The sequence below is a fragment of the Leclercia sp. GLN_9 genome, from assembly GCF_043105735.1.
In the GTDB taxonomy this organism is placed as follows: Bacteria; Pseudomonadota; Gammaproteobacteria; order Enterobacterales; family Enterobacteriaceae; genus Enterobacter; species Enterobacter adecarboxylatus.
The window spans coordinates 795,476-813,561 of the sequence record NZ_JBICLV010000017.1 but is presented as its reverse complement, the minus strand read 5'-3'; the positions used below and the strand labels follow the sequence as shown (position 1 = coordinate 813,561).

Below are 18,086 nucleotides of genomic sequence, written 5' to 3'. Positions count from 1 at the left end.
TTTCCAGGAATTGAGAGCGCGATCACTTTGAACAAAGCAAAACGTATAAGATGATCAACGCATCCAATTACAGGAAAATATTATGTATTACAGTGAAGATATTATTAAAAAAATTGGGACCGATAAAGAATTAGCCGTGAGATTAGGTAAGGCTATGGCTGGTGTAAAAGATGGGTTTATCGATTATCTAAATAATCTAGGTGATGGTGCAACAAGAGCGCTTTATTACACTTCATGCTTTACAGAAAATTATAAAGATGTTTGTAAACAGCTTAAAAATGAGGATAAACGCTTTCTACTGGGTTTGTATGAACTTGTTGAGCATAGAGATATAATTTTTAGGATGATATTAATTTATGTTCAAATATTGCTAATGAATAAAGATGAAGATGAAAAAACTACTATTCTTAGAAAAGTTGTGCCGCCTACGTCACACTATTCAATTATGCAAGCTTCAAGGTTTGCACTAGTCTATTCTGTTGTTAAATATATTTGCTACGGCAGTAAAATCAATGGAGTTATACAAAGTGCAATGATGAAAAAAATTGGAGGTCTGTCATCAGGGGGGCTGATAGCATTAAGCTCATACGGTACGGTTCAACATGCTGCTGATAGTGCAAACAATTTAAAATATTTTCTACCACAGTTCTATGACGCTCTTTACGCGCAAAACCTTGAAATGATGTACTTTATAATAGAGCCATTAGTATTAGACGTTGGTTATTTAAATATAAGTACAGCATCGAATGCTGAAATAATTGATGCATTAAAACGAATGGCTGGCTATGAGTAAGATATTAAAGCAAATATTTAGGCTTATCTTTGATGATTTAGCGCTTCAATTAAAAACATACTTAACAATTTTAGTTATAATTTTATTATCATATATACCTGTAAAGTATATTGATAACACAGCCATTACAATTTGTGTAGTCGGGATTATAATTATTATTGTACTATATTTATCATTTTTTTATGAGAGAAAAAAGTAAATGTCTATCCCAGCACATCTTTGGCTTACAGATGAAAATAATTCACCTTTAATCGGTGAATGTTTAATGCCTACACGATTGGGCTCCACAGAACTTAAATCTTTCAATCATTCTGTTTGGATTCCTACAGATCATAACACTGGAAAACTCACAGGAACACGCCTGCATGTTCCGATTAAATTTGAAAAGGAAATAGACCGTCTCACCCCTATTTATTTAGGGGGGTATGTAAAGGCAGGATATTTAAAGAAGCTATAATGAAAATGTATAGAATTAATGAGGCAGGAATAGAGGTAGAATATTTTAATATAAAACTGGAAAATGTGAAAATAACAAGAATATCTCCGGTTTTATTTCCTTTAGGATTTGCAGGTAGACATATGGAGGAAGTTGAAATTCGTTATGAATCTATCGAATGGAAATATTGTGATGGGAACATAATGTTTAAAGATACCTGGAATGAAAGAGTAGTAGCATAAAAAAAGGGACTCTTACGAGTCCCTTAACTATTTTACTTCAATGCCCCGTATATCGATCAACAATCCAGCCGTATTTCGCTGCGGGTAATAGTGCACTGATAAACACATTTGGATTGGTTCTCGGGTCAACTATAGGGGAATGCGGCCTGTTGCCAAGAATAAAGATAGCCATGTGACTAACAGGATCGATAGCCGTCAGCGTTCCTTTCCATCCAGTGTGTCCATGAGTCTCTTTACTGGCTAATACCCCGAATGTAGGAGTCATTGAAGCGTTGCCGTTCACACGCCAGCCCAGGCCGAATGTAGCATCCTCTGCTGAACTTTCAGTAAACCCCTTGATGGTCTGCTTATCGAACAGCTTAACCTTCCCATAACCGCCCCCATTCAGCATAACCTGCATCAGTACAGCCATATCACTGGTGTTAGAAAACAGCCCTGCGTGACCAGACACCCTTCCCATCGAATACCAGGCCTTTCATCATGAACTTGCCCCCAAATCGTAGTTGTACGAATCTTAGGGAAACTGATCACACCGTCATGCGTATTACCGTTCAGTTATGTCGCCGCGATCTGCTGTTGTTTGAACCCTTTAACCAAAGGATTAAAGACCGTATGTTTAAGACCAAGTGGTTCATAAATATTATTTTTTTCACATATTTATCAAGCACCATCCCAGTGACTGACTCAATGATAAATCCAAGGATCATATAATCAACATCACTTTAAATGTGTGTGGTACCAGGCTGATATGCAAGTGGGGTTTTCTTGATCATTTCCAGCGTGGTTGTTTTATCCTGAGAGAATAATCCACCAGCTACTTTTTCATTTGGATATTGTGGATCGGCAGGGAAACCAGCTACGTGATGCAGAATGTCACTGATTCTTAGAGAATCTTTACCTTTTATTGAATCGTGAGAGGAATCTTTTAAAGCCGGTATATACTTTGAAACCAAATCATTTTGGTTGTTTTGTTTATTGAACTTAAACATGAATTTTAAAAAACCGACCGTTACATGTGGCGTGTAACATCATGATTTTAAAGATTTTATTTTGAAAAAATCTAAAACCCCCTCTCTCCCACAGAGAGAGGGAGCAGGCAGGGTTAAGCCGGTTTTCGCGCCAGTAGCGTAGCAAAACGCAGTTTAATGCGGTTGCCCTGGGCGTCGGTGCGGTGTAACTCACCGACGTCCTCGTTGTATTTCAGCTGTTCCCAGCCCGCGTAGTAACCGCTCAGTTCCCCGGTTTTAAATGCAAACGGGAAGCCGACGTTGCAGGGATAATCTTCCGTATCCATCGCCGCGACAATCAGGTTGTAGCCGCCCGGTTTGGTGCAGCGCTGCATGTTGTCGATCAGGCCAGGAATGGTCTCTGCCTGCAGGAACATCAGCACCACGGTGGACAGGATAAAATCGTATTCGCCGTCAAAGCGCAGGGTGTTGAGATCCTGAATCGCCGTCTGCAGGTTGGTGATCCCCTCTTTCGCCTTGATACTCTCAATGTTATCGATGCTGTTGGCATTTTTATCCCAGGCGGTGACATCAAAGCCATTCGCCGCCAGATAGAGGCTGTTGCGCCCGTTGCCGCAGCCGAGATCCAGGGTTTTGCCCGGTTTCACAATTCCTGCGCTGTACACCACTTCGGAGTGGGTGCGGGTCATGCCATATTTTTCGGTAAAGTAGTTCTCATCAAACACAGTCATTCTCTTTCCTCAGCTTGCATAAGCGTTGCTTTGTCTGCACGGACCAACAATTTCCCCTGCATCAACAGGATAAACGTGCGCACCAGTAATAGTGCAATGATGGCATTGGTAAAAATAAACAGCGGGATGGCGATGGCGTGGAAAAAACCGGACGGGCTGCTCTGCCCCAGATGCAGACCGGTGGTGGCCAGCGCCGAGACGCCGAACGAAAAGCTCCAGAACGAGGCATTAAACGGCTGCGACAGATACCAGGGCATCAGGCGCAGGGTAAAGAGCAGTTGCAGCAGGCCGTAGCCGAACAGCATTTTGGCGAAGGTGTCAGCCTGGCCGCCATTGACGCTCAACCATGCGCTACAGGCCACCAGCGCGGGAGCGAGCTGAATCCCAAGGGAGGTGCGCATAGCCGCAGGCAGTTCTCCCGCGCTGCGCAGGCGCTGCAAAATCACCGGCTCCAGGCTCAGCCAGGAGAACACGCCCGCGCCGAGAAACACCAGCCCGGCATCGTGAAACCCGAGCGCGCCGCAGGCCATGGCACTAATAAAGTTATTCGCTACCGTCGGCAGATAAAGGCCCGGCGTGGTTGCCTCCTCCGGGTGCTTGCCGCGCCACAGTCCGGCAGACTGCCATGCCGCATAGCCCAGTTGCACCACCACACCGACGCTAAACAGAACCAGCGCCAGCGGGCGATACCAGGGCACGAAGCCAATCGCCACCAGCATCGTGGTGGCGGGAAACAGGCTGACAAAACTGCTCATCACCGGATGGCGCATCTCCGCCAGCACGCTGCGCGGAAAGCGCACCGCGCGGGTAATAAAGGCGAAGGTCAGTAATCCCCAGATCACCATTGCCAGCGTCACCAGGATCTCACCCGGCCAGCGGGTCACCGGCCAGATCGTGCTGGCGTAACGCCACGCAAAGCCCATACCAATGGTCCCCAGCACCATGCCGTAGTAGCCTGCGGGCAAATTAAGAACGCGTTCAGTGGATGGCGTTTTGTACATATATTTTAATCTATAAATTATATTTGAAATGCTAGTTTAAGGACTTTCAATTGCAGATGCCACTGTTTCGATCACGCTAAAGTTTGCTACGTTTAGTGAAGAAGACAACTGCGGGCACAGTGATGAAAAAATATCGACTTAGCGATGAAAGCCGTTTGCACCACTGGCAGGACGGTGACACGAAAACAGCGGTAAAGGTGCGCCAGATTATCGCCGAACGTGATTTCAGTGATGTGAAGAGTGGCACCCGTGGCGGCTGGATCGATGACGAATCGGCATTGTCGCAGGAGGAAGATTGCTGGATCTACGATGAAAACAGCGTGGTATTCGCCGGGGCGCAGGTCAGTGGCAATGCACGCATCACCCAGCCGTGCGTCATCAGCCATCAGGCTTCAATTGGCGATAACGTCTGGATCGATGGGGCGCAAATTAGCCAGGGCGCGCGCATAAGTGACAACGTCACCGTTCAATCGTCGGTGGTGCGCGGCGAATGTCATCTGTTCGACAATGCCCGCATCCTGCATAACAGCCTGGTGATTGCCGCCAAAGGCCTGACCCCGGACCCGAATCAGATCCTGCGCATTTTCGGCGAGGCCACCGTCAGCCAGTCGCGGGTGGTGCATCAGGCGCAGATCTACGGCAACGCCATTGTCAGCTACGCCTTTGTCGAGCATCGCGCCGAGGTGTTTGAGAATGCGTTACTCGAAGGCAACGAGGTGAATAACGTCTGGGTGTGCGACTGCGCCAAAGTCTATGGCAACGCCCGGCTGCTCGCCGGGCTGGAAGAGGATGCTATCCCCACCCTGCGCTACAGCTCCCAGGTGGCAGAGAATGCGCTGGTCGAGGGCAACTGCGTGATCAAACATCACGTCCTGATTGGCGGCGAAGCCTGGCTGCGCGGCGGGCCGATTCTGATTGACGATAAGGTGGTGATTCAGGGGCGGGCGCGCATTCGCGGTGAAGTGCTGATCGAGCATCATATTGAAATTACCGACGACGCGGTGATCGAGGCGTCGGAAGGCGATGCAATTCATCTGCGCGGCGCGAAGATGATTAACGGCGCGCAGCACATTACGCGCACGCCGTTGCTGGGCGCATTATGAGGTGCAGATCCGGGCGTAGATATTCTGGTCATCATAGCGTCCGTTCAGGAACTCGGCCTCTTTGAGACACCCTTCCAGCAGGAAGCCGTTACGCCGCGCTACCTGATTACTGGCGGCATTGTCCACGCGACACTTAATGACGAAGCGGCGAATTTCGCCGCGTCCGGCATAGTGGCGGATAAAGGCTTCCAGCGCGCGGGATAAAATCCCCTGCCCCTGATGCCCTTCATCCAGCCAGTAGCCGATATAACCCGTTTTATTCAATGGTTCGATGGCGTTGAACGACAGCACCCCTACCAGCGCGTTATCACTGAAGATAAGGAACATTTTGGCGTAACCGCGCTGATGCAGCATCTGATTGCTCAGGATGTTCTGCCGGGTATCGTCCTCGGTGCTGACAAACTGCGGCCAGTTGAGAGAGTCCTGCAACCACGCCCGGTTTTTGACCACCAGATTGTGCAGCTCGGTGGTGTAACGCTCGTCCGTCGCCCGCAGTTCGATCCGCTCGTCAACGGGGATGATCTCTTCGGTTGTTGTGGTCATCGATCGGTCTCTCTCTTTTTGTGGTGTGATCCCGGTACGCCATACTCCCCCTCACCCCAGCCCTTTCACTAAGGGAGAGGGGGCCATCCATTATGCCTTAACGCATGACGCGGTCATCTACGTACTGACGTTTATCAGGGGCCGGTGGGAAGTAGTGATACAGCCAGGTTTCGCTGATCGCTTCGCCCTGGCAGCGCAGGAACATCCGCATATCCACGGTATCGGTGGCGTCGCTGGTAGGATACCAGTCAAACAAGATGCGATAGCCGTCGAACGGCTCCACGTAGAGGATCTCAATCTGCTTCGCTTCGCCACTGGAAAGAGTGATAACCGGTTCGATCCCTTTCGGCGCGGCGGCTTTCAGATCGCCGCCGACAAAATCGACCGCAAAACGACGCGCCCAGACTTTCGGGTAGTGCTCGCCTGGCGCCCAGCCTTCCGGGAAACCGCCCATGCCGGTGCGGGTCGCCAGCACGTTTGCCAGCGGTGAACGCACCGGAGGTTTGGCGCTCCAGTAAAGACGATACTGGAAATCCAGCTTATCGCCCGCCTTCACCGGTTTTTCCGGCTGCCAGAAGCAGACCACGTTATCCAGGGTTTCACCGGTGGTCGGGATCTCCATCAGCGCCACGGTGCCATTGCCCCACTGGTTACGCGGCTCGACCCACAGGCTTGGGCGTTTGTTGTACCAGCCCATGATGTCCTGATAGTGCGTAAAGTCGCGATCGAGCTGCAGCAGACCAAACCCTTTCGGGTTCTTATCGGTGTAGGCATTGAACTGCAGTTTTTGCGGATTATTCAGTGGACGGCAGATCCACTCGCCATTGCCGCGCCACATCGCCAGACGATCGGAGTCGTGGATCTGCGGGTGAATGGTGTCGCACATGCGGCGCTCGTTATTGCCACAGGCAAACATGCTGGTCATCGGCGAAATACCAAGCTGCTGGATGTCCTTACGGGCATACAGATGGTTTTCGACATCCATGATCACCTGGGTCTTCTCGCAATGGATCACGAATTTATAGGCACCGGTGATGCTCGGGCTGTCCAGCAGGGTGTAGACCGTAAAGGTGGTCGCGCCCGGTTTGACGGTTTCAAACCAGAAGGAGGTAAAGTCCGGGAACTCTTCCTGGCTATCGGCATAGGTGTTCAGCGCCAGGCCGCGCGCGGATAGCCCGTACTGGTAAGTATCATCCACCGCGCGGAAGTAGCTGGCACCGAGGAAGGAGACAATATCGCGGCGCGCCAGCTCCGGGGATTTAAAGGCGCGGAAACCGGCAAAACCTAAATCGCTCTGACCTTCCAGCTGTTTTGTATCGACGCCCGCGTCATGGTAGTTGAACAGCTCCGGACGGAAGTGAATTTCACGCGCCTGCGAGGTCTGGCTGTCCAGCGAGAACATGCGCACCCGGCGGCGGAAGCCCATCCCGACGTGGAAGAACTGCACGTCAAGCTGGCGGTTTTCGATGTTGTTCCACAGCGACTGCTTCGCATCGTACTGAATGCTGTTATAGGCCTGCGGCGTCAGCGTCGCCAGCGTATCCGGCAGCGGACGCGGGGCACCGCCCCAGGGAGTTTGCGCCAGGTCGTGCGCCATGGATTGCAGCACGGAAAAGTCGAAACGACGGCTCGTACCGTCCGCAATATCCGATTCGGCCGCATTGGCCGCCCGGGAAAAGAGCGCGGCGAGTCCGGTAGTCCCGCTCAATGCGGCAACGGCCAGGGAGCCTTGTAAAAAACGTCTGCGATTCATGCCTGGGAAAACGTCCTTATGGTCGTGGGGTAGTGGGTTCCGCTCAGGGCGAAACAACGGCAAGAAAGAACATCATTAAGAGGCCACAGCCTAAACAAAAACGCTTAAGAATCCAATTATTGACAGGCGAGAAACTGCGCAAAGTGAGAAAGATTTTTCTGTCGAGGAGAATTGCCCGAATCGGCGGTAAAGAAACGTATATACCCCCATTAATTCGCGTTGCACACCCCCTGAAGTATGACGGGTATAAAAAAGCCCCTGCCGGACATCAACGGCAGGGGCTAAAAGGGTAATTGTTGTTATTTTACGCTGACATCGATCCCCGGGAAGTACTTCTTCGCCAGTTTATCGATCGTGCCGTCAGCGCGAACTTTATCAATGGCGGCATCAAGCTGCTTTTTGGTGGCCTCATCGCCTTTACGCAGGCCATAGCCAATCCCGCTGCCGAGAATAGTGTCATCCGATACGGGCTTGCCGATAAAGCCAAAGCCTTTCCCCTGCGGCTTGCTAAGGAAGCCAGCCTGTCCGGCGGCAGACATCACCAGCGAGGCGTCGATGCGCCCGTTCAGCAGGTCGCCCCAGGCCATATTCTGATCTTTATACGACACCACGGTGACACCCTGCTTTTCCCAATGCTCCTTGGCGTAAGTCTCCTGAATGGATCCCTGCAACACGCCAATGGTCTTGCCCTTCAGTCCTTCCGGCGTGGCGTCGACCGCACTGCCGGTTTTGCCCACCAGCTGCGATGGAATCCGGTAGATCGGCTGGGTAAAGTCGATGCTCTGGCGACGCTGATCGGTAATGTTCATCGCCGAGTTGATGGCGTCGAATTTTTTCGCCACCAGCCCCGGGATCAGCGCGTCAAACGAGGTCTCCACCCAGCTGCATTTCAATGCGGCGGCAGCGCAAATGGCATTACCCAGCTCAATATCAAACCCTTCCAGCTCCCCTGAGGCATTACGGCTCTCAAAAGGGGGATACTCCGCTTCTACGCCGTAACGTAATTCTGTTGCTGCGAAGGAAGAAAACGAACACAGCAATCCCAGGCCGACAACGAAGGCTTTTAATTTCATAACTGAACTCCTTAGCGTGGTTTTACCCGACACAGGGCCTGCGCACCTGCCCGTAATGTCGCCTCATCTTTAGCAAAAGAGAGACGGATTAATTTGTTATCTGTCCCGTCGGTATAAAACGCCGATAACGGGATAGTGGCAACGCCGTAGTCAACGATCAGCCGTTTCACCATCTCGCTGTCCTGCTCGTCGCTGAAGTGGCTGTAATCTGCCAACAGGAAGAACGAGCCGGCGCTTGGCAGCAGACGGAACGGTGAATCTGCCAGCAGGTTGACCAGCAGATCGCGTTTGCGCTGGTAAAACGCCGCCAGCGACAGCCAGGTTTGCGGATCGGCCATGTGCTCGGCAAAGGCGTATTGCATAGGTGTATCGGCAGAAAACATCAAAAACTGATGAATTTTGCAGATCTCTTCCATCAGTTCTGCCGGGGCAACGCAGTAGCCGACGCGCCAGCCGGTGACGTGAAACGTTTTGCCAAACGACGAGACGATCACGCTGCGCTCCGCCAGCCCGGGATGGGTGGCCATGCCGTGGTGCGGCACATCGTCAAACACCACATGCTCGTATACCTCGTCAGAGAGAATAATGATATCGGTATTACGGGTGATGGCCGCGAGCTGTGCCAGATCGTCGGCAGAGAAGACCTGCCCGCTCGGGTTATGCGGCGTGTTGATAATGATCATCCGCGTGCGCGAGGTTATGGCGGCGCGGACTTCATCCCAGTTCACCGCGAAATCCGGCACCGTCAGCTTGATGGCGACCGGCGTTGCGCCCTGCAGACGCACAATTGGCGCGTAGCTGTCGAACGAGGGTTCAAAGTAGATCACCTCGTCGCCAGGATGGACCAGCCCGCTGATGGCGGAGTACAGCCCTTCGCTGGCGCTGGCGGTGATCAGCACTTCGCTGGCGGCATCGTAGCGGGTGCCATACAGCGAGGCGATTTTATCGGCGATACGCGCTTTCAGCGGTGCCAGCCCGGTCATCGACGCGTACTGGTTATGGCCCGCCTGCATTGCCCGGTGTACCCCCGCGATGAGCGCCGGATCGCACTCAAAGTTCGGCGCACCCTGGGAAAGGTTGATGGCATTGTGTTCAGCAGAGAGCTGACCGATAACGGTAAAAATTGTGGTGCCAACGTCCGGTAGTTTGGAGCGGAGTTGTATCGGAGTACGCAGTGTCATCCTGAATTCCTCTGGTAGAGAGTGCATAACTATTCAACCCGAACGCTATTGTGGCGACAATCGAATTGTTGTCATAATAGCCATGACAAAAAATCATACCTGGAGGTTCTGTGTCGCGTCGTTCGTTCCCGCTTACCGCCGTTGAGGCCTTTATCGTTACCGCGCGGCATCTGAATCTGACTCATGCCGCAAAAGAGCTGTGCCTGACCCAGGGTGCGGTCAGCCGCAAAATCGCCGCCCTCGAAAGCTGGTTCGGCTTTCCATTGTTTGAGCGCCACGCCCGCGGGCTGCGCCTCTCCTCTCAGGGCAGCGCCCTGCTGCCGGATCTGCGCGCCTCGTATGAACATTTTCTGACAGTGGCAGACCAGGCCCGCGCCCAGCAAACCGTGGTCCGCCTTAAAGTACCGACCTGCGCCATGCGCTGGCTGGTGCCGCGACTGCTGCAGGTGGAACGCGAGCAGCCCGAACTGCAGATCGCCCTGACCACCACCAACGAGCACAGCGTCAATTTCAAAACCGAATCCTATGATGCCGCCATTGTGTTTGGCACCCAGCTCAGCGCCGGAGATCTGCTGTTCGAGGAGGCCTTAACCCCGGTGGTAAGTCCACTGCGCCAGGGTTCGGCGGTAGAGTCGCTGACCTTCCTGCATCCGACGCGGGATAAAACGGACTGGTCGCTGTGGCTGGAAAAACAGACCGCGCAGCCGCCTGTCATGCACAAAAATCAACACTTCGACACCATGGATCTGGCGATCACCGCTGCCATTCAGGGGCTGGGCGTCGCCATCGCAGACGAGACGCTGGTGGCAGAAGATATCCGCGCCGGGCGGCTGGTGCGGCCTTATGCCACCAGCGTGAGGACCGGCGCCAGCTACCGGCTGGTGCTGCGGGAGTCGCGTGGCAAAGCGGCCGGGCTGGCCGCCTTTCGCGAGTGTCTGCTCAATCCAGGCTGACGTGGTGCTTCATCACCCGTTTAAACAGCGCCATGCGGGCGCGCATAAAGCGGTTTTCAAGCTTAAATCCCGCATGTTTATTCAGTCCGATGCGCAATAATACGTCCCGCCTGTGATGACAGGCAGGCCAGCGCGTCGGGCCATTCAACGTATCGCACTGCTGGCTGGCATAACGGGCGAAGTTAACCCAGTAATCGGCAACCTGCGCGGAAAAGGTCAGGTCGTTGTCATTCACGTAGCGTCGGGCAGGCTCGGCCAAAGTGAGCGTATCAAACACATACGGCACCTCGTTGCCATGCCACGCCCCGTTGACGTAGGTGGCGTGCTCCGCTTCGGCCACGTAGTCAAACCAGTAGCGCCAGCACGGCTGCCCTACCCGTTGCTGGGCCTGCATCACCACAAACCCCAACGTGGTGAAAGCCATATCGCGGCACACCTGGCGCCCTAACTCGGTGTCGTCCTTAACGCCCGGATAGAGCAGCTTGATCAACCCCAGCCCCAGCCGTCGCTCCCGGCGCAGCTTCTGGATCTGCCCCGCGAGATCTATACCGAACACCGCCATCACGCTGGCTTCATCGCTGTTCGAACCGACCATGATGGGCATTGGATGGTGCCGAGCGGCAAAAAAGGTCTCCAGCATCGGCTCCGGCAGGACGCAATCTCCGACAATCGGCGCGGGCGCGACGTTCAGCGGGGCCGTCAGCGGCCAGAGCGCCTCGGGCGGGATCGCCCGTAACTGCTCTGCGGTAGCGTTCTGCAGTCCAAAATGCGCCGCCAGCGCCTCGCCTTTTTTGAGCGCCTGCTCCCGGAGGGTATCCGGCAGGGTGTAACCGCTCTGGATAATCGCCTTATGAAACAGCCCCTTTGCCAGCGGCGAGGCCAGCAATGACAGCACGCTGCGCGCGCCGGCGGATTCACCAAAAAGGGTGATGTTCTGCGGGTCGCCACCAAACTGCGCGATGTTGTCCCGCACCCACGCCAGGGCGGCGATCTGATCCAGCAGAGCAAAGTTATGCACCACCCGATCCTCTTCCCCTTCCAGGGCCGGATGGGCAAAAAAGCCCAGATGGCCCAGCCGGTAGTTCAGCGTCACCACAATCACGCCGCGCTGCGCCAGCGCTTTGCCGTCATAGGGCGGTAAGCCGCCCGCGCCGATGGTAAAGCCGCCGCCATGCAGCCAGACCATCACCGGCAGGGGTTCCGGGCGCTGAACCGGGGACCAGACGTTCAGATACAGGCAATCTTCCGAGAAACGCCCCGGATCGCCGCCCCCCAGTTGCTGGCAATATTCGCTGCTCTGCCAGCTCGACGGCGAAAAGGCGGTCGCCTGTAACACGCCCTGCCAGTTCTCAACCGGCTGCGGTGAACGCCAGCGCAGTGCGCCCACCGGGGGCGCTGCGTAGGGAATGGCGCGCCAGACCTGCACATCGCCCTCCGTGATGCCGCAGAGCGCCCCCTGGCGCGTGGTAATTATCGGGGATGAGGCGTTTTCCATACTGACCTTAGGTTAATAGCACATCCCCGCAGAGTACCGTTTTCAGAGCAAACCGCAACGCCGCTTGCTGCGTTCTTCCGCCTCCCGGTAGAGGGTGAACTCATCCAGCACCGGACATCCCAGCGCCTCTTCAAAGGCATCGCGGCTTGCATTGCCGTGGGTACGAGCCTGGGTTTCATTGCCAAGGTTCGACTGGAAGATCCCGGCGGCGCTCACCGGAAGGAAGTCTTCATAGGTGATAGGCTGCGCCACCACCCAGCCGCGCTCAATCAGCGGCTGCGGATCGTCACCGGGGCCAAAGGAGTGACGGTGCGATTCTCCGGCCGGGGTCAGGCGGTAGCGGAACCACGCCAGCCCCTGACGGCGCAAGAAAATATCGCTGTCGGGAAAGGCCTGGAAGACTTCCTGCAGATGCAGCTGGTGGGTCAGGTTGTCCTTACCGGTGCCGGACTCGGCCAGCAGGCGATCGTACAGCTCGCGGCCTTTCGGCGTTAACGCCACTCCGCGCTGTTCAATCTCGCCAAAGCGTGCGGTATGGGTGCCACGGTGTTCCCCCGCAAACAGAATCGGCTCTTCCAGCGCTTTAAAGCTGGTCTGGCGCAGCAGGAGCGGCATCTCCCGGCGCGGTGGCCCCTCAATCAGCATCTTCGGCTCAATGCCGTACTCCGGCATCAGGGCCTGCACGCGGTCAATATCCAGCGTACGCGGCGTCAGGTGATTGATGTGACAGCCGGGGAAGCAGACCACGTCGGCAATCAGCCGATGTTCGTTGTGCAGCGCCTGGTAGGTTTCATGGTCCACTGTGGCATGACGATGCCAGCGGAAGGTCTCCAGCGCCTCCTGGACAAACTCTTCGGCCTGCGCCGGGGTGAATGCCCCTTCCGCTTCATGCAGGGCAATAAGCTCCAGACAGCGGGGGGTGAAGATCGTACGGCGGGCGAGGATGGCCGCCGCCTTTTCGCGCAGGGGGATATTATCAATCAGATCCAGGCGCAGCAGCGAGGTGAAAATCCGAAAGGGATTGCGGCACAGGGCGGCATCGTCAACCGGACGAAACGCGGTTGAGTGAACCGGCACGCCAGCCTGAGAGAGATCGTAATAGCTGACCGGGAACATCCCCATAATGGCGAACATCCGCCGCAGGGTGGCCAGCTCCTGGGCCGTGCCGACACGGATCGCGCCGTGGCGTTCGAGGTTGAGGCGAGCCAGTTCATCCGCGTTGGCCAGTTGTTCATGCAGTTTCGGGTTATTTTCCAGTACCGCCAGATTCACATCTGCGACCAGCTCCAGCAGCGTTCCGTATTGCGGAACTTCCTGCTGATACATTGCTGACATCGCCTGTGAAAAGTTCTCCCGAATATCATCAGCCGTGATGTTGTTCGCCATGATTTAATGCCTCCAGTGAATATTACCTGGAGTGTAGAGAAGGCCATTGAGGCTGTTTGGAAGAATTTACGATTTGTGATCCAGGTGGAGAGGTGCTCGTTTTCTGACGCGCCGTGAAGTGAACCGATTCCGGTCCCTGCCCCCCTTTTTCGGGCATTGCCAAAAACTGCTTGTTACTCAATTAGATTGGATGTTAATAATATTTTGCTAGCAGGTTATCAAAATTAAACAACTTCACTTGTCACTCCGCTATCACTGTTTTTAACATCGCCTATGGAAAAAAATGGTTTGTTTAGTCAGCGCATTCGTCTGCGCCATCTGCACACTTTTGTGGCCGTCGCTCAACAGGGAACGCTGGGGCGCGCGGCTGAAACTCTTAACCTGAGCCAGCCTGCGCTCTCAAAAACGTTGAACGAGCTGGAGCAGCTCACCGGCACGCGTCTGTTCGAACGTGGGCGGCTGGGGGCGCAACTCACTCTAGTAGGCGAGCAGTTTCTCACTCACGCGGTAAAAGTGCTCGACGCACTGAACACGGCGGGCCAGTCGCTGACGCGCCGTAACGACGTGCAGGGCGATGTGGTACGCATTGGTGCACTCCCTACTGCGGCGCTGGGCATTCTGCCTGCGGTTATCGGTCAGTTCCATAAGCAGCAGCGCAACATCACGTTGCAGGTGGCAACCATGAATAACACCATGCTGCTGGCGGGGCTGAAATCCGGGGAGCTGGATCTGGGGATCGGCAGAATGTCTGACCCGGAACTGATGAGCGGCCTCAATTATGAGCTGCTGTTCCTGGAGTCCCTGAAGCTGGTGGTGCGCCCGCGTCATCCGATCCTCAATGATACCGTGACCCTCAGCCGGGTAATGGAGTGGCCGGTGGTGGTGTCGCCGAAAGGCACTGTTCCGCGCCAGAACGCAGAAATGCTGCTGCAAACCCAGGGGTGTAAACTGCCGTCGGGCTGTATCGAAACCCTGTCGGCCTCTCTGTCGCGTCAGCTGACGGTCGATTATGACTATGTCTGGTTCGTGCCTTCCGGCGCGGTGAAAGAAGATCTGCGTCAGGGCACGCTGGTGGCCCTGCCGGTCACGACCTCCAGCCCTGGCGAACCCATTGGGGTATTAACCCGCGTGGAAGCCCCGCTCTCCACCGCCACCCAGACGCTGCTCAGCGCGATACGTAAATCCATGCCGGTGTGATCACACTTCCTCTCTGCCCGTCTTGATGACGGGCTTTTTGTTTCCATTACTCAAATAATGCGAAATCATTCATTAACAATTGCGCTAAACAATTTAACAGATTTATCATACCCGCCGATTTCACCAAATGGTTCATTCAAATAACGCAGCGGTGATTTCTTTGGCGCTATAACGGCGTCATGTCCGACTTTTTCATCAAGGATCTTTTCTTCTGTTACCCATTTGGTTCGGAATGAATACTACCCGGCCAGTGAAGACAAGATTATTTCAGGAGACAGAAATGGCTTTAGGTAATTCGCTACGTGGGTTCCCCGGGATCCTGCAGTGGCTGCTGGTCGGTCTGATGGCACTCATCGGGCTGGCTGTCGGTGGGCTGGGCTTTAAGCTCGCCACCGTGGGGGGAAGCTGGTACTTCCTGATCATGGGCGTGGTAATGCTGATCGCCGCGTTCCTCATTGCGCGCGGCCGCACCAGCGGCATCATCCTCTATGCGGTGGCGTTTATCGCCTCCGTGATCTGGGCCGTGAGCGACGCTGGCTGGGATTTCTGGCCGCTGTTCTCGCGCCTGTTTACCTTTGCGGTGCTGGCCTTCCTCGCTGCCATCGTCTGGCCGTACCTGCGTGGCGCAGGTCAGCCGGTCAACAAAGCCCCGGCGTTCGGCATTGCCGCCGTGCTGGCGGTGATGATGCTGGTGAGCTTCGGCTGGATGTTCAAACCGCAAACTTTAGTCGAGGCTAACGAACCTGTACCGGTTAAACCGGTGGCGGAAGGCCAACAACAGAAAAACTGGGCGCACTGGGGTAACACTACCCACGGCGACCGTTTCGCTGCCCTCGATCAGATTAACAAGCAGAACGTTAACGAGCTTAAAGTGGCCTGGGTTGCCCATACCGGCGATATCCCGCAGAGCAACGGCTCCGGCGCGGAAGACCAGAACACCCCGCTGCAGATTGGCGACACGCTGTTTGTCTGCACCCCTTACAGCAAAGTGCTGGCTCTGGACGTGGACTCCGGTAAAGAGAAGTGGCGCTACGATTCGAAAGCCACCGCGCCAAACTGGCAGCGCTGCCGTGGGCTGGGTTATTTCGAAGATAACCAAAGCGTGACAACGTCACCAACCGCAACGCAGCCTGCCGCCTGCGCGCGCCGTCTGTTCCTGCCGACCACCGATGCCCGTCTGATTGCGCTTAACGCCGACAACGGCCAGCTGTGTGAAGACTTTGGCGACCACGGCGTGGTTGACCTTGGCGTGGGCATGGGTGAAATCAAACCCGGCTACTATCAGCAAACCTCCACCCCGCTGGTGGCAGGCAATGTGGTAGTGGTGGGCGGCCGCGTGGCGGATAACTTCTCCACTGGCGAACCGCCGGGCGTGGTGCGTGCTTATGATGTACATACCGGTAAACTGGCCTGGGCCTGGGATCCGGGCAATCCGAACCTGACCGGCCTGCCGCCAGAGGGACAGACCTATACCCGCGGGACGCCAAACGTCTGGTCAGCCATGTCGTATGACGCCAGGCTGAACCTGATCTACCTCCCGACCGGTAACGCCACGCCAGACTTCTACGCGGGCGAGCGTACCGAGCTGGACGATAAATACAGCTCCTCGATTGTCGCGGTAGATGCTGCGACCGGTCAGGTTCGCTGGCATTTCCAGACCACCCACCACGATCTTTGGGACTTTGACCTGCCTTCCCAGCCGTTGCTGTACGATCTGCCGGATGATAAAGGCGGTACAACCCCGGTGCTGGTACAGACCAGCAAGCAGGGCATGATCTTTATGCTCAACCGCGAAACCGGCGAGCCGGTCGCGAAGGTGGAAGAGCGTCCGGTGCCTGCCGGGAATGTCGAGGGCGAGCGTTACTCCCCTACCCAGCCGTACTCGGTCGGTATGCCGATGATTGGCAACCAGACTCTGCACGAGTCGGATATGTGGGGCGCCACGCCGGTTGACCTGCTGCTGTGCCGCATCCAGTTTAAAGAGATGCGCCATCAGGGCGTCTACACCCCGCCGGGTCTGGACCGTTCCCTGCAGTTCCCAGGTTCGCTGGGCGGCATGAACTGGGGCAGCGTGTCGGTGGATCCGAACAACAGCCTGATGTTCGTCAACGATATGCGTCTGGGACTGGCTAACTACATGGTGCCGCGCGCGAATGTCGCGAAAAACGCCAGCGGGATTGAGATGGGGATTGTGCCGATGGACGGTACGCCGTTTGGTGCGATGCGCGAACGCTTCCTGTCGCCGCTGGGTATTCCCTGCCAGAAACCGCCGTTTGGCACCATGTCTGCCGTGGATCTGAAATCCGGCAAGCTGGTGTGGCAGGTCCCGGTGGGAACCGTAGAAGACACCGGCCCGCTGGGGATCCGCATGCATATGCCTATCCCGATTGGGATGCCAACGCTGGGGGCGTCGCTCTCCACGCAGTCCGGCCTGCTGTTCTTCGCCGGCACTCAGGATTTCTACCTGCGCGCGTTTGATACCGCTAACGGGAAAGAGATCTGGAAGGACCGCCTGCCGGTGGGCAGCCAGTCCGGGCCGATGACCTACGTGTCACCGAAGTCAGGGAAGCAGTACATTATCATCAATGCGGGTGGCGCACGTCAGTCACCGGATCGCGGGGATTACATCATCGCGTACGCTTTGCCTGATAAGCAGTAATCACTGAACCGGCCACATCAGTGGCCGGTTTTTTTTGTGTTCATGGCTGACTGGAAAGCGCGTTCTCAAGCCAGGTTGCGGTCTTGCCGTTCTGGTAACTGGCGACCAGATTCTGCCTGACGCCCGCAGGCCAGCAGCTGCGCATCACCGCCCGCTTCGTCTCTTCGAAGAAAGGCTTATCCCCCGCCGCCTCATAGTCTGCGGCACGCCCGTTCAGCTTAACGTTAAAGGATACGGTGACCCGACCGGAAAAGTTCTGCGCCGCAGCCTGTTCAGGATAGCGAGGCTCTACCCGATAAACGTCCCCGTCGCAGTCCGCCTGGCTGTTATCCGCTACCGAAGTGCTGCCGCCTACCGGAAACGATAATCCGACGCCCACGCCGCTGCCGCCACTGCCCCCACCGATCCCCACACCGCCTATCCCCACGCTGCCGCCGGATGCACACCCGGCCAGTAGCCATGCGGCGCAAACCACCTGCGTAAATTGTTTCATCGCCCTGTTCCTCTTCAGCCCCTACAACCATCATAGCGGGGAATAAAAAAAGGGTTCATGTCGGAACATGAACCCTTTT

General features: G+C 55.3%; 14 protein-coding genes and 2 pseudogenes. 6 read left to right on the top strand and 10 right to left on the bottom strand.

Annotated elements, in window-relative coordinates:
• Positions 1-82: 82 nt before the first annotated feature.
• Together ACF8PE_RS14695 and ACF8PE_RS14690 are read left to right on the top strand one after the other, a co-directional pair.
• Positions 83-793, top strand: a complete 711-nt coding sequence (locus ACF8PE_RS14695; RefSeq protein ID WP_234548817.1) for a hypothetical protein — start codon at positions 83-85, stop codon at positions 791-793.
• 199 nt (positions 794-992) lie between these two features.
• Positions 993-1,471: pseudogene (locus ACF8PE_RS14690) on the top strand (Hcp family type VI secretion system effector).
• Between the two features lie 32 nt (positions 1,472-1,503).
• Here the strand turns inward: ACF8PE_RS14690 and pbp4b are convergent.
• From pbp4b to tehA, 3 genes and pseudogenes are all read right to left on the bottom strand, one after another.
• Positions 1,504-2,430, bottom strand: a pseudogene (gene pbp4b / locus ACF8PE_RS14685) (penicillin binding protein PBP4B); the annotation flags it as partial.
• A 143-nt stretch (positions 2,431-2,573) separates the two neighbouring features.
• Positions 2,574-3,170 (bottom strand): tellurite resistance methyltransferase TehB, encoded by a 597-nt coding sequence (tehB, locus tag ACF8PE_RS14680; protein ID WP_059307843.1) that lies wholly within the window; start codon positions 3,168-3,170, stop codon positions 2,574-2,576.
• A complete protein-coding gene (gene tehA, locus ACF8PE_RS14675; RefSeq protein ID WP_032610903.1) occupies positions 3,167-4,171 on the bottom strand; it encodes a dicarboxylate transporter/tellurite-resistance protein TehA in 1,005 nt (334 codons plus the stop codon). Before tehA ends, tehB begins: the two co-directional genes overlap by 4 nt.
• A gap of 122 nt (positions 4,172-4,293) precedes the next feature.
• Here tehA and ydcK point away from each other — a divergent pair, with 122 nt between their 5' ends.
• Entirely contained in the window at positions 4,294-5,274 is a 981-nt protein-coding gene (gene ydcK, locus ACF8PE_RS14670; protein WP_148569456.1) for a YdcK family protein, read from the top strand.
• Here the strand turns inward: ydcK and rimL are convergent.
• From rimL to ACF8PE_RS14650, 4 genes are all read right to left on the bottom strand, one after another.
• Complete coding sequence (gene rimL / locus ACF8PE_RS14665; RefSeq protein ID WP_144838041.1) at positions 5,269-5,817, bottom strand: 50S ribosomal protein L7/L12-serine acetyltransferase; 549 nt, start codon at positions 5,815-5,817, stop codon at positions 5,269-5,271. The two genes, ydcK and rimL, sit on opposite strands and share 6 nt — an antisense overlap.
• A 97-nt stretch (positions 5,818-5,914) precedes the next feature.
• On the bottom strand, positions 5,915-7,570 hold the full coding sequence (locus ACF8PE_RS14660; RefSeq protein ID WP_032610910.1) for a glucan biosynthesis protein D: 1,656 nt from the start codon (positions 7,568-7,570) through the stop codon (positions 5,915-5,917).
• Between the two features lie 299 nt (positions 7,571-7,869).
• Positions 7,870-8,643, bottom strand: a complete 774-nt coding sequence (locus ACF8PE_RS14655) for an ABC transporter substrate-binding protein (RefSeq protein ID WP_059307840.1) — start codon at positions 8,641-8,643, stop codon at positions 7,870-7,872.
• Between the two features lie 11 nt (positions 8,644-8,654).
• Positions 8,655-9,824, bottom strand: a complete 1,170-nt coding sequence (locus ACF8PE_RS14650) for a pyridoxal phosphate-dependent aminotransferase (protein ID WP_032610915.1) — start codon at positions 9,822-9,824, stop codon at positions 8,655-8,657.
• 110 nt (positions 9,825-9,934) lie between these two features.
• Between ACF8PE_RS14650 and ACF8PE_RS14645 the strand changes: the two genes are divergently transcribed.
• Positions 9,935-10,777, top strand: coding sequence for a LysR substrate-binding domain-containing protein (locus ACF8PE_RS14645; RefSeq protein ID WP_077228009.1), 843 nt, complete (start codon positions 9,935-9,937; stop codon positions 10,775-10,777).
• Here the strand turns inward: ACF8PE_RS14645 and ACF8PE_RS14640 are convergent.
• Together ACF8PE_RS14640 and ACF8PE_RS14635 are read right to left on the bottom strand one after the other, a co-directional pair.
• The gene (locus tag ACF8PE_RS14640; RefSeq protein WP_392495017.1) at positions 10,764-12,272 is read right to left on the bottom strand and encodes a carboxylesterase/lipase family protein; all 1,509 of its coding nucleotides are present in this window, start codon (positions 12,270-12,272) and stop codon (positions 10,764-10,766) included. The genes ACF8PE_RS14645 and ACF8PE_RS14640 overlap by 14 nt on opposite strands.
• 42 nt (positions 12,273-12,314) lie before the next feature.
• The gene (locus tag ACF8PE_RS14635) at positions 12,315-13,658 is read right to left on the bottom strand and encodes a VOC family protein (protein WP_103792286.1); all 1,344 of its coding nucleotides are present in this window, start codon (positions 13,656-13,658) and stop codon (positions 12,315-12,317) included.
• A gap of 273 nt (positions 13,659-13,931) precedes the next feature.
• Between ACF8PE_RS14635 and ACF8PE_RS14630 the strand changes: the two genes are divergently transcribed.
• Together ACF8PE_RS14630 and ACF8PE_RS14625 are read left to right on the top strand one after the other, a co-directional pair.
• Positions 13,932-14,855 carry a LysR substrate-binding domain-containing protein gene (locus ACF8PE_RS14630; protein WP_148569451.1) on the top strand — a complete coding sequence of 308 codons (924 nt, stop codon included), beginning with the start codon at positions 13,932-13,934 and terminating at the stop codon, positions 14,853-14,855.
• Between the two features lie 280 nt (positions 14,856-15,135).
• Positions 15,136-17,514: a glucose/quinate/shikimate family membrane-bound PQQ-dependent dehydrogenase gene (locus ACF8PE_RS14625; RefSeq protein ID WP_392495016.1), complete on the top strand. Its 2,379-nt coding sequence runs from the start codon at positions 15,136-15,138 to the stop codon at positions 17,512-17,514.
• 40 nt (positions 17,515-17,554) lie between these two features.
• On the opposite strand, the gene ACF8PE_RS14620 is transcribed toward ACF8PE_RS14625, so the two are convergent.
• Complete coding sequence (locus tag ACF8PE_RS14620; RefSeq protein ID WP_032610923.1) at positions 17,555-18,007, bottom strand: energy transducer TonB; 453 nt, start codon at positions 18,005-18,007, stop codon at positions 17,555-17,557.
• Positions 18,008-18,086: the final 79 nt, after the last annotated feature.

Excerpts from the sequence above, each read along its gene's own strand:
- ACF8PE_RS14695 (WP_234548817.1), top strand. The coding sequence starts at position 83 with ATGTATTACAGTGAAGATATTATTAAAAAAATTGGGACCGATAAAGAA.
- tehB (WP_059307843.1), bottom strand. The coding sequence starts at position 3,170 with ATGACTGTGTTTGATGAGAACTACTTTACCGAAAAATATGGCATGACC.
- tehA (WP_032610903.1), bottom strand. The coding sequence starts at position 4,171 with ATGTACAAAACGCCATCCACTGAACGCGTTCTTAATTTGCCCGCAGGC.
- ydcK (WP_148569456.1), top strand. The coding sequence starts at position 4,294 with ATGAAAAAATATCGACTTAGCGATGAAAGCCGTTTGCACCACTGGCAG.
- rimL (WP_144838041.1), bottom strand. The coding sequence starts at position 5,817 with ATGACCACAACAACCGAAGAGATCATCCCCGTTGACGAGCGGATCGAA.
- ACF8PE_RS14660 (WP_032610910.1), bottom strand. The coding sequence starts at position 7,570 with ATGAATCGCAGACGTTTTTTACAAGGCTCCCTGGCCGTTGCCGCATTG.
- ACF8PE_RS14655 (WP_059307840.1), bottom strand. The coding sequence starts at position 8,643 with ATGAAATTAAAAGCCTTCGTTGTCGGCCTGGGATTGCTGTGTTCGTTT.
- ACF8PE_RS14650 (WP_032610915.1), bottom strand. The coding sequence starts at position 9,824 with ATGACACTGCGTACTCCGATACAACTCCGCTCCAAACTACCGGACGTT.
- ACF8PE_RS14640 (WP_392495017.1), bottom strand. The coding sequence starts at position 12,272 with ATGGAAAACGCCTCATCCCCGATAATTACCACGCGCCAGGGGGCGCTC.
- ACF8PE_RS14635 (WP_103792286.1), bottom strand. The coding sequence starts at position 13,658 with ATGGCGAACAACATCACGGCTGATGATATTCGGGAGAACTTTTCACAG.
- ACF8PE_RS14630 (WP_148569451.1), top strand. The coding sequence starts at position 13,932 with ATGGAAAAAAATGGTTTGTTTAGTCAGCGCATTCGTCTGCGCCATCTG.
- ACF8PE_RS14625 (WP_392495016.1), top strand. The coding sequence starts at position 15,136 with ATGGCTTTAGGTAATTCGCTACGTGGGTTCCCCGGGATCCTGCAGTGG.
- ACF8PE_RS14620 (WP_032610923.1), bottom strand. The coding sequence starts at position 18,007 with ATGAAACAATTTACGCAGGTGGTTTGCGCCGCATGGCTACTGGCCGGG.